The organism is Cyclobacterium xiamenense, from assembly GCF_009467825.1.
In the GTDB taxonomy this organism is placed as follows: domain Bacteria; phylum Bacteroidota; class Bacteroidia; order Cytophagales; family Cyclobacteriaceae; genus Cyclobacterium; species Cyclobacterium xiamenense.
The window spans coordinates 17,931-29,962 of the sequence record NZ_WIOK01000047.1; the positions used below are offsets into that span (position 1 = coordinate 17,931).

The window sequence follows — 12,032 nt, forward strand, 5'->3', positions numbered from 1 at the left end:
CCACCAATAGTTTTGTGAAAACTAAAATTCTATATCCATCTGGAACGGACATTTTCACAAAATACTATGGTAAATCAGAATTGGAAATCAGTTTTTGCAAGCCTCATTATCTATCTCGGTCTGTATGTGACACCTGGCCTGGCCTCAGCTGATACGGCTACTCCATCCGCTGTGGGCGATACCGACAATTTCATCACCGTTTGGGACTTGAGTAAGCAGGGCAATTATACTGCAGAACTTCGATTTGGCACCTCGAATTCAGGAGGTTCCATTTCCTACAACTGGCAGGAGCTTCCAACGGGTGCCAGTGGATCCGGGACGTTTGAAGCAGGAACAAACGTATTGAGAAAAATTCAAAATTTACCTGCAAATGCCAGAATTCGTCTGGAAATAGAACCGACACATCTGGAAAGATTCTATATGAGATCAGGTAGTTTTGAGGAGGGGTTAGTGGATGTGGAGCAATGGGGCACGGCTTCCTGGACCCAAATGAGGGATGCGTTTTTTGGTTGTGAGAATTTGATCATTACTGCCACGGATACTCCTGATTTATCAAGGGTGACCAGTTTAGTTGAAATGTTTAGGGATTGTAAAATTCTGAATGGCCCTTCAAATATCAACGAGTGGAACACTTCGAACGTGATCGATATGTCAAGGATGTTCGAAGGGGCATTTACATTTAATCAGGATATAAGCAATTGGGACGTGGGGAATGTAATTAATATGTTTACTATGTTTTACGAAGCTCATGCTTTTGATCAAGATATAAGTTCATGGAATACCTCCAACGTGACCAATATGTTTTTTATGTTCAGAGAGGCAACTTCCTTCAATCAGGATATCAGTTCATGGAACACCGCCAATGTGTCCTCTATGGCGTACATGTTCCTTGGCGCTGCTTCTTTCAATCAGAATCTGGGCAGCTGGACGCTGAATTCGGGTGTAAATCTGTCCAACATGCTGGATGATTCTGGATTGGACTGCGCCAATTACAGTGCGACCCTGATAGGCTGGGCTGAGAATAGTCCGGGTGTCGTAGATATAACACTCGGGGCGAATGGCCTGAGCTATGGTACCAATGCAGCGGCTGCAAGAACGATCCTGACTACGGATAGAGGCTGGTCAATCCTGGGAGATACGGCCGGTACGGAGGCTTGTGAGTTGGCTCCGTCCCTGGCTGATACGGATTATTTTGTGACTATTTGGGACTTGAGTAAAGAGGGAATTTCAAGTGATCAAATTTTCTTTTCTACTTCCAATCCAACAGGGCCCATTGCCTACAGCTGGCAGGTGCTTCCTGATGGGGAGACGGGAACGGGGACATTTGAAGCAGGTTCAGACGCACCGAGAACAATTCAAGATTTACCTGCAAATGCCAAAATCCGTTTGGAAATAGCCCCTACCCATCTGGAAAGATTTTATTTCGGTAGTGCGAATGGATTAGTGGATGTGGAGCAATGGGGTACGGCTTCCTGGACTAGTATGGAAAATGCCTTTAATAATTCGCAAAATTTGGACATTACCGCTACCGATATGCCTGATTTATCTCAGGTGTCCAGTTTAAGTCGAATGTTTAGTTCTTGTAAAATTCTAAATGGCCCGGCTACTATCAAGGATTGGAATACCGGGAATGTGACCAATATGTCAAGTATGTTCCAAGGGGCGGAGGCATTTAATCAGGATATTAGCGGATGGAATACTTCCAATGTGACTTCCATGTCGAGTATGTTTGATGGAGCGGTTGCATTTAACCAGCCAATCGGTTCATGGAATACCGCTAATGTGACCGACATGTTGGGTATGTTTCAAGGGGCTACTGCTTTTAGTCAGGATTTAAGCAATTGGAATACTGGAAACGTGATTGACATGCCGAATATGTTCCGAAGAGCCAGTGCCTTTAACAGCGACATCAGCAATTGGAATACTGGAAACGTGACCAGTATGTCGAATATGTTTCGAGATGCCACAGCTTTCAATCAGGATATTAGCGGATGGAATACTGAAAAAGTGGAGTCTATGAGCAGTTTATTTCGAAATGCTGCTGCTTTCAATCAGGATATCAGTTCCTGGAACACGGCCAACGTGACCAGTATGTCGAATATGTTCCGAGATGCCACAGCTTTCAATCAGGATATTAGCGGATGGAATACTGAAAAAGTGGAATCGATGTGGCGTATGTTTTCAGGAGCTACTGCATTTAATCAGGATATCAGTTCCTGGAATACCGCTAATGTAAGCGATATGTCGAGTATGTTCGAAGGTGCCTCTGCCTTCAATCAGAATCTGGGCAGCTGGTCGCTGAATTCAGAGGTGGATCTAAGCAATATGCTGGATGATTCCGGATTGGACTGCGCCAATTACAGTGCGACCCTGATAGGCTGGGCTGAGAATAATACGGATGTCGTGGACAAAACACTGGGCGCAAATGGCCTGAGCTATGGGACCAATGCAGCCGCTGCAAGAACGACCCTGACTACGACTCGACTATGGTCTATCTTGGGAGATACGGCCGGTACGGAGGCTTGTGAGTTGGCTCCGTCCCTGGCTGATACGGATTATTTTGTGACTATTTGGGATTTGAGTAAAGAGGGAGGGTCAGATGGACAGATCGCTTTTCAAACAAATAATTCATCTGGATCGGTTAATTATCGCTGGGAGCAGCTTCCTAGCGGTGAAACTGGAAGCGGTTCATTTGATACTGGATCGGGAATAAATGGTGTAAGAAGAAGTATATCCGATTTACCGACTGAGGGAAAAATCCGCTTGGAAATAGAACCGACAAACTTGGAAAGATTCTTCTTTCTAACGACTAGTAATACCAATAGCAGATTAGTACAAGTAACACAATGGGGTACTGTTTCCTGGTCTAGCATGAAAAATGCATTTTTTGGTTGTGATAATTTGATGATAACAGCATCAGATACTCCTGATTTATCAGGTGTGACAGATATGACAAGAATGTTTAAAAATGCTAAACTGCTGAATGGCCCTAGCAATATCAACACCTGGAACACCGATAATGTGAGTAATATGTCAAGCTTGTTTGAAGGGGCAGAGGCATTTAATCAGGATATCGGTAATTGGAATACTCTCAATGTGGCCGATATGAGTTATATGTTTTCAGGTGCTACCGCATTTAATCAAGATATTGGCCAATGGAATACCGAAAAGGTGTACACGATGTACGAAATGTTCCGAGGGGCTGCGGTTTTCAATCAGGATATCAGTTCATGGAATGTAGGGAATGTAGAGGATATGTATCGAATGTTTTCTGGTGCTACCTCTTTTAATCAAGGTATTGGTTCCTGGAATACTGAAAAGGTGACGGATATGAGTTCGCTGTTTAATGGAGCAACTTCCTTTAATCAGGATATCAGTTCTTGGAGCACCGCTAATGTGACCAATATGTCGCGTATGTTTGCCGGTGCCTCTGCCTTCAATCAGAATCTGGGCAGCTGGACGCTGAATCCGGGGGTGAATCTATCTAATATGCTGGATGATTCCGGATTAGACTGCACCAATTACAGTGCGACCCTGATAGGCTGGGCTGAGAATAATACGGAGGTCGTGGACAAAACACTGGGCGCAAATGGCCTGAGCTATGGCACCAATGCAGCCGCTGCAAGAACGACCCTGACTACAACTCGAATATGGTCTATCTTGGGAGATACGGCCGGTACGGAGGCTTGTGAGTTGGCTCCGTCCCTGGCTGATACGGATTATTTTGTGACTATTTGGGATTTGAGTAAGCAGGGAATATTTGCTGATCGGATTCGATTTTTCACCTCAAATTCAGCGGGTTCCGTTTCCTATAGTTGGCAGGAGCTTCCAATGGGTGCCAGCGGAACCGGGACGTTTGAATCAGGAACCGAGGTAGAGCGAACAATAAGCGACTTGCCAAGTGGTAAAAAAATCCGTCTGGAAATAGAACCCACCCATCTGGAAAGGTTTTATGTGGGTAATAATAATGAAAAAAGTCGCTTGGTAGATGTGGAGCAGTGGGGCACGGCTGCTTGGACCAGCATGGAAGAAGCCTTTTTTGGCTGTGAGAATTTAGAAATTACAGCATCGGATCTACCCGATTTAGCGAGGGTAACGAGCTTAGCATTGATGTTTTCAAATTGCAAGCTGCTAAATGGCCCGGCTACGATCAAGGATTGGAATACCTCCAATGTCACCGATATGAACAGTATGTTTTCTAGTGCTACCGCATTTAACCAGGATATCGGGAGCTGGAACACCGTGAATGTTACCAATATGGCTGCGATGTTCAATGGAGCAGCTGCCTTCAATCAGGATTTAAGCAATTGGAATACAGAGAATGTAACCAATATGTCTTATATGTTTCAAGCTGCGACTGTTTTTAACGGGGATATAGCTGCGTGGAATACTGCCAATGTAACCAACATGCAGCAAATGTTTTACAGAGCTGCAGCTTTTAACCAGGACCTCAGTGACTGGAATACCTCTAAGGTGACCAATATGGCAGCTATGTTTGGAGAAACCGGTGCATTTAATCAGGATATCAGCAACTGGGACGTGGGGAATGTGACTACTATGAGCACGATGTTTTACCAAGCCTATGTATTTGACCAAGATATCAGTTCATGGAATACCGAAAAGGTAGCCGACATGAGTTTTATGTTCAATGATGCAACCTCCTTCAATCAAGATATCAGTTCATGGAATACCGCCAATGTGACTACTATGTGGAGTATGTTCGAAGGAGCTACTGCATTTAATCAGGATATCAGTTCCTGGAATACCGCTAATGTAAGCGATATGTCGAGTATGTTCGAAGGTGCATCTGCCTTCAATCAGAATCTGGGCAGCTGGTCGCTGAATTCAGAGGTGGATCTAAGCAATATGCTGGATGATTCCGGATTGGACTGCGCCAATTACAGTGCGACCCTGATAGGCTGGGCTGAGAATAATACGGATGTCGTGGACAAAACACTGGGCGCAAATGGCCTGAGCTATGGCACCAATGCAGCCGCTGCAAGAACGACCCTGACTACGACTCGAATATGGTCTATCTTGGGAGATACGGCCGGTACGGAGGCTTGTGGAGAACAGAGTTTTACTACGACAGCATATTGTAGTGGAGGGTCTACATTCACAGATGAGTCAGGCTCATTTTCAGATGGAAGTGTCGAAGGAAATTACCTAAATAATCAATCATGTTCCTGGCTTATTGAGCCATCCGGCACGGATAATTTTATTATAGAACTTTCTTTCTCTGCATTTGAATTAGAAAATTGCTGTGACTATGTCAGGATTTATGATGGCACGAGCGATGAAGCCCCTTTATTAGGTGAATTTAACGGCACGGATTTACCTGACGCTGTAAGAAGTACAGGTCGTTCCATGTACGTCACTTTCAGTACTGATGGAAGTATTGTCTATGATGGTTTTGCAGCATCTTACCAGAAAATACCGCTACCTACCGTTACCACTACAGCGATTACTACTTTCGACAATGAATCAGCATCTCTTGGGGGTGAGTTCGCTGGAGTTGAAGATGCATTGGTTACCGAACGCGGTTTTGTTTATTCGACGACCACAAACCCTACTACAGAAGATGGCGTCTTGCAAGCAGGTTCTGGAATTGGTTCATTTTCAGAGAATTTGACAGGATTAACGTTGAATACAACGTATTATGTGAAGGCATATGCAATAGCCTCAGGTATCACGGTATATGGGGAAGAACAGAGTTTTACTACGACAGCATATTGTAGTGGCGGGTCTACATTCACGGACGAATCAGGCTCATTTTCAGATGGAAGTGTCGATGGAAATTACATAAATAATCAATCATGTTCTTGGCTTATTGAGCCGACCAATACAAATCCTTTTAATATAGAACTATCATTCTCTGAATTTGAGTTGCAAACATGCTGTGACTATGTCAGGATTTATGATGGCACGAGCGATGAAGCCCCTTTATTAGGTGAATTTAACGGCACGGATTTACCTGACGCTGTAAGAAGTACAGGTCGTTCCATGTACGTCACTTTCAGTACTGATGGAAGTGTTGTCTATGATGGTTTTGCAGCATCATACGAACTAGTCCCTGCGAATATTTCTGTCCTTACGGTAGAAAATATAGCCGATCAGACGTATATGGGCTCTGCCCTTGAACCATCAGTTGTAGTAAAAGACGGCGAAACTACCTTGGAACTGGATACAGATTACACGCTTAGCTACGAAAACAACACAGATGTAGGTATTGCTATGATTACCATTACCGGTAGCGGAAATTATACTGGAGAGAAAGAGGTGACCTTTAATGTTATTAAAGCCAAGGTGACGATCACGGCAGATAACAAGCAAAAGACCTTTGGCGAAGACAATCCGGAGTTGACCTTTACCTACAGTGGTCTGACAAACGGCGATACGAAGATCGAGACCGAACCAAGTATCACCACGACTGCCACTGCTGCTTCAGCAGCGGGCGGTTATCCGATCACCTTGACAGGTGGAGCAGACGACAATTACGAGATTGAATTGGTCAATGGTACCCTGACGGTTGGTAAAGCCAAGGTAACGATCACCGCTGACGATAAGAGCAAGACCTATGGGGAGGAAAACCCAGAGTTGACCTTTACCTACGATGGTTTGGTGAATGGGGACACGAAGATTGATACCGAACCAAGTATCGCTACGACCGCCACTGCTGCTTCAGCAGCGGGCGATTATCCGATCGAACTGACGGGTGGAGCAGACGACAATTACGAGATTGAATTGAAGAATGGTACGCTGACAGTTGGTAAGGCGAAGGTCACGATTACCGCTGACGATACGGGCAAGACCTATGGGGAGGAAAACCCAGAGTTGACCTTTACCTTCGATGGTTTGGTGAATGGGGACACGAAGATTGATACCGAACCAAGTATCACCACGACCGCCACTGCTGCTTCAGCAGCAAGCGATTATCCGATCGAACTGACGGGTGGAGCAGACGACAATTACGATATTGAGCTGGTAAACGGCACCCTGAAGGTTGGTAAAGCCAAGGTAACGATCACGGCTGATAACAAGAGCAAGATCTATGGCGAAGACAGTCCGGAGTTGACCTTTATCTACACTGGACTGGTTAACGGTGACACGCAGGTGGCCACCGAACCAAGCATCGCTACGACCGCCACTGCTGCTTCAGCAGCGGGCGATTATCCGATCGAACTGACGGGTGGAGCAGACGATAACTACGAGATTGAGTTGAAGAATGGCACGCTAACAGTTGGTAAGGCGAAGGTCACGATTACCGCTGACGATAAGAGCAAGACCTATGGGGAGGAAAACCCGAGTTTGACCTTTAGGTACGAAGGCCTGGTCAACGGAGATACAAAGGTGGCCACCGAACCAAGCATCGCTACGACCGCCACTGCTGCTTCAGCAGCGGGCGATTATCCGATCAGTTTGACGGGTGGAGCAGACGATAACTACGAGATTGAGTTGAAGAATGGCACGCTAACAATTGGTAAGGCCAATTTGACGATCACTGCTGACGGTAAGAGCAAGATCTATGGCGAAGACAATCCGGAGTTGACCTTTATCTACACTGGACTGGTTAACGGTGACACGCAGGTGGCTACCGAACCAAGCATCCTTACGACTGCCACTGCTGCTTCAGCAGCGGGCGATTATCCGATCGAACTGACGGGTGGAGCAGATGACAATTACGAGATTGAACTGGTAAATGGCACGCTAACAATTGGTAAGGCCAAGTTGACGATCACGGCAGATAACAAGCAGCGTGCTTTTGGCGAAGACAATCCGGAGTTGACCTTTACCTACAGTGGTCTGACAAACGGCGATACGAAGATCGAGACCGAACCAAGTATCACCACGACTGCCACTGCTGCTTCAGCAGCGGGCGATTATCCGATCACCTTGACAGGTGGAGCAGACGACAATTACGAGATTGAATTGGTCAATGGTACCCTGACGGTTGGTAAAGCCAAGGTGACGATCACGGCAGATAACAAGCAGCGTGCTTTTGGCGAAGACAATCCGGAGCTGACCTTCACATACAGTGGACTGACAAACGGGGATACGAAGATCGAGGTTGAACCAAGTATCACCACGACTGCCACTGCTGCTTCAGCAGCGGGTGAGTATCCGATTACCTTGACGGGTGGAGCGGACGACAATTACGAGATTGAGTTGGTAAATGGCACGCTGACGGTTGGCAAGGCGAAGGTGACGATCGCGGCAGATAACAAGAGCAACACCTACGGGGATGAAAACCCTGAGTTGACCTTCAGTTACGAAGGCTTGGTCAACGGAGATACAAAGGTGGCCACCGAACCAAGCATCGCTACGACCGCCACTGCTGCTTCAGCAGCGGGTGAGTATCCGATTACCTTGACGGGTGGAGCGGACGACAATTACGAGATTGAGCTGGTAAATGGCACGCTGACGGTTGGCAAGGCGAAGGTGACGATCACGGCTGATAACAAGAGCAAGACGTATGGGGAGGAAAACCCGAGTTTGACCTTTAGGTACGAAGGCTTGGTGAACGGGGACACGCAGGTGGCTACCGAACCAAGTATCGTTACGACTGCCACTGCTGCTTCAACAGCCGGCGATTATCCGATCGAACTGACGGGTGGAGCAGATGACAATTACGAGATTGAACTGGTAAATGGCACGCTAACAATTGGTAAGGCCAAGTTGACGATCACTGCTGACGATAAGAGCAAGATCTATGGGGAGGAAAACCCGAGTTTGACCTTTACCTACGATGGTTTGGTGAATGGGGATACGAAGGTGGCCACCGAACCAAGTATCGCTACGACCGCCACTGCTGCTTCAGCAGCGGGCGATTATCCGATCGAACTGACGGGTGGAGCAGACGATAACTACGAGATTGAATTGAAGAATGGCACGCTGACGGTTGGTAAGGCGAAGGTGAGGATCACGGCAGATAACAAGAGCAAGACTTACGGGGAGGAAAACCCGAGTTTGACCTTTAGGTACGAAGGCCTGGTGAACGGGGACACGCAGGTGGCTACCGAACCAAGCATCGCTACGACCGCGACAGCCAGCTCGAACGTGGGAATCTATGCAATTACGCTGACAGGTGGAGAGGATCAAAACTATTTGATTACTTTGGCAGGAGCTGAATTGGAGATCAACCCTGCTGTACTGCAGGTGAAAGCGGAAAATAAGATCAAAATTTTTGGACAGGATGATCCTGTACTTACGTACACGGTAACTGGCCTGGTGAGCGAGGATGAGGCTCCTGAAATTCTGAAAGGAGACCTGGCAAGGGAGGCCGGGGAAGTACCGGGGAGGTATGCAATCAGGCAGGGAACGTTGACAGCGAATGCGAACTACCTGGTATCCTTTTCCGCTGGTAGCTTGCTAATTGAAGCCGCAAAGATCCTTGTAGCTGCTGAACTGGGGCCGATTGAGACAGCCTGGGGCCAGGAACCTGCTTTACCTTCGAAGGTGACTGTTCTGACCCGGGATGGGCAGTTGTTTGAGGTGGACGTTCGTTGGGATACCCAAGCAGTAAATATTTTCGGAAGGGGTACCTACAGCCTCCGAGGCACCTTCGATCTACCAGAGGGGATAACAAATCCGGATGAAACGATTGGTTCTGTAGCGGTTAACGTGGCGGCAAAACCCGGTCCATTGGATGTAACGTTGAGCAATAGGGAATTTGCCGGTGACGAAACCAATTTCTTTATAAATATTGGCTCCTTTGCTATTCAAGATCCAATCGATCCCATCCACAAGGTTGAACTCTTCGGTCCGGGCTATGACAATCCGTACTTCGAGATTAACGAGAACAGTCTGTTCTGGAGTAGTTCAGCTCGTGCCGAGGGCAAGACAGTCTTCACGATTATCGTACGGGTGACGGATCGTGACGGAAATACGCTGGACAAGTTCTTTGAGATCATTCGTACCCGTCCTACCGTAGATTCGATAGATGTTTACGATGCCTTCACACCGAATAATGACGGGCCAAATGACCGCTGGGGAGTGCCCGGTATTCGTTTCTTCCAGGGAGCGCGAGTTCACGTGTTTGACAGGAGTGGAACCCGGGTATTCTACACCGAGGATCCGGATGTTCGCTGGGATGGAACGTACAGGGGAAAAGAGCTTCCTACGGGCGCGTATACCTGGGTATTGGAGGTGCCTGAGACTGGAGAGAAACGGATGGGTATCCTAAACCTCTTCAGAAAATAAGTTGAGATCAGGTGTCAAAGACGAGACGAACTAAAAAAGATGGAGTAGTGGGTTCGGTAATTCCGCCCCGCTCCATACTTGTTTTTATCAATCGTATAAAGAGCACTGGGATCAAATGGACCCTGCCCGGAGTTCGGCATGCATGACGGGTATGTTACCTACTGCAACGATAGAAAGCATCGGAGCCGCCTGCTGGTAAGCAGGGATTTTCCCGATCAATCGGGATGATCGATTAAAAACAAATAACAAACAAATGAAAAGGACACTATTATTGACGCTAAGTTTACTAATCAGTACGTTGGGCTGGTCTCAATCCCAGAAGTACATTAGTCAGTTTTCACATTTTCAAAGTTACTTCAATGCGGGGCTTACGGGTTATGAAGGCAGCACGGTGCGAAGCTTTGTGCGGAATCAATGGTCCGGCATTGAAGGCTCCCCGAAAACCTATTTTCTTAGTTTCGAGCTCGATTTCGGGGAGTTGGGTGGTTCCTCAGATGGCGATCTCCTGGGCAAAAACGCGATGTCTGTAAATCTGCTGCAGGATACCTATGGGGCCTTCCGAGAAACCGAATTGCTTTTAGGCTATGCCTCACGTATCCGACTGAGCAGTTCACACAACCTTCGTTTGGGTGTTGGCTTGAGTTATCAGCAGATTCGCCTGGACGGGGCCTTACTAAACCCCGAACAACGGGACGACCCAACGTTGGGCCAGTACATGGGCTCCTTTACGAATATGGCCGTAAGGGATTTCAACATGGGTTTGGCATTGACCCATCGAAAGTATTACCTGAGCTATGGAGTACACCGGGTGAATGGGGGTAGGCTAACTTCCGGGGACGCGTTTATGGATTCCTATCCGGCAGCTCAGGTAGTGCAAGCTGGTTTTCGTGATCAAGCGGGGCCGAATATATCGGTAATCGTAAACGGCATGTATCGGCTGCAGCGGGATCTACCCAGGCAACTAGATCTCAATATGAAGGTGTTGCTACAGGACCGGGTATGGGTGGGGCTCGGGCACCGAGTGAACGACGCGAGCCATCTCCAGTTTGGGGTAATAGCCAATGGCCTACGGTTGGGGTACATTTATGAATTTCCATTGTCGCAGGGCTATCGTTTACCGGGGAGGATCCATGAGTTTACGGCTGTTTTGCAGTTGTTCGGCCAGCGAAATGAGGGCCGGGAGATGCCGACTATTTGGTAGAGCCCGCGAAAAATAGGTAAGGCAATAGGAAAGATGGCACCGCCTGCTCTTAGTCATAGCTTCATTTTTAGGTCGCAACGTTACCAATATCAGGGTAGTCGAAAACAGGCCAGGTTCTAACGATCCTATCGGTAACATACTGTCCGACAGGGTTGATAAAGGGGCCCTCACAAGACTCTTGTCTTGCAATGATGTTGGGAGTAACATCCGTTATAAATACCTGGATTTATTTGCCAACTGCCCGCTAAGATCCGAGCAATTACCGGTAATGCAAGTGTGCTCTAGTGCAAATAGGCGAAATAAAAGCCCGGCCAGTCCGGGTTTTTGCTTTAAAGAGCCGCGACATTTTCCTGAAAGAAATCCTTAAACTTTTTGTTGGTGAGCATGGTATCGATGATCTTGAATACGGTGCTACGGTCGTCCTCGTCCAATTGGTTGATGAGTTTGATGCGCTCAAATTCCGGTTTATCCTCCAGTGTCACTTCGCCGGGCAGCTTCCCTTCTTAGTTCAGGATCTGATCTACGGTCATATGGTATATGGCTGGGAATTTTGACAGGTTGTAAATGTAGGTTTTTGTTTTGAATTTTGCCATGCCGGTCCGAAACGGAAGTGGGCGCTGCTGAGGAGCAA

3 protein-coding genes are annotated in these 12,032 nt (G+C 47.2%); 2 read left to right on the forward strand and 1 reads right to left on the reverse strand.

Translation table 11 applies throughout. The features are described from left to right. Positions 1-66: 66 nt before the first annotated feature. The gene (locus tag GCU44_RS21710) at positions 67-10,200 is read left to right on the forward strand and encodes a BspA family leucine-rich repeat surface protein (RefSeq protein ID WP_154859498.1); all 10,134 of its coding nucleotides are present in this window, start codon (positions 67-69) and stop codon (positions 10,198-10,200) included. A 253-nt stretch (positions 10,201-10,453) separates the two neighbouring features. Then, on the forward strand, positions 10,454-11,401 hold the full coding sequence (locus tag GCU44_RS21715; RefSeq protein ID WP_154859499.1) for a PorP/SprF family type IX secretion system membrane protein: 948 nt from the start codon (positions 10,454-10,456) through the stop codon (positions 11,399-11,401). A gap of 329 nt (positions 11,402-11,730) precedes the next feature. On the opposite strand, the gene GCU44_RS21720 is transcribed toward GCU44_RS21715, so the two are convergent. After that, complete coding sequence (locus tag GCU44_RS21720; protein WP_206670869.1) at positions 11,731-11,883, reverse strand: hypothetical protein; 153 nt, start codon at positions 11,881-11,883, stop codon at positions 11,731-11,733. Positions 11,884-12,032: the final 149 nt, after the last annotated feature.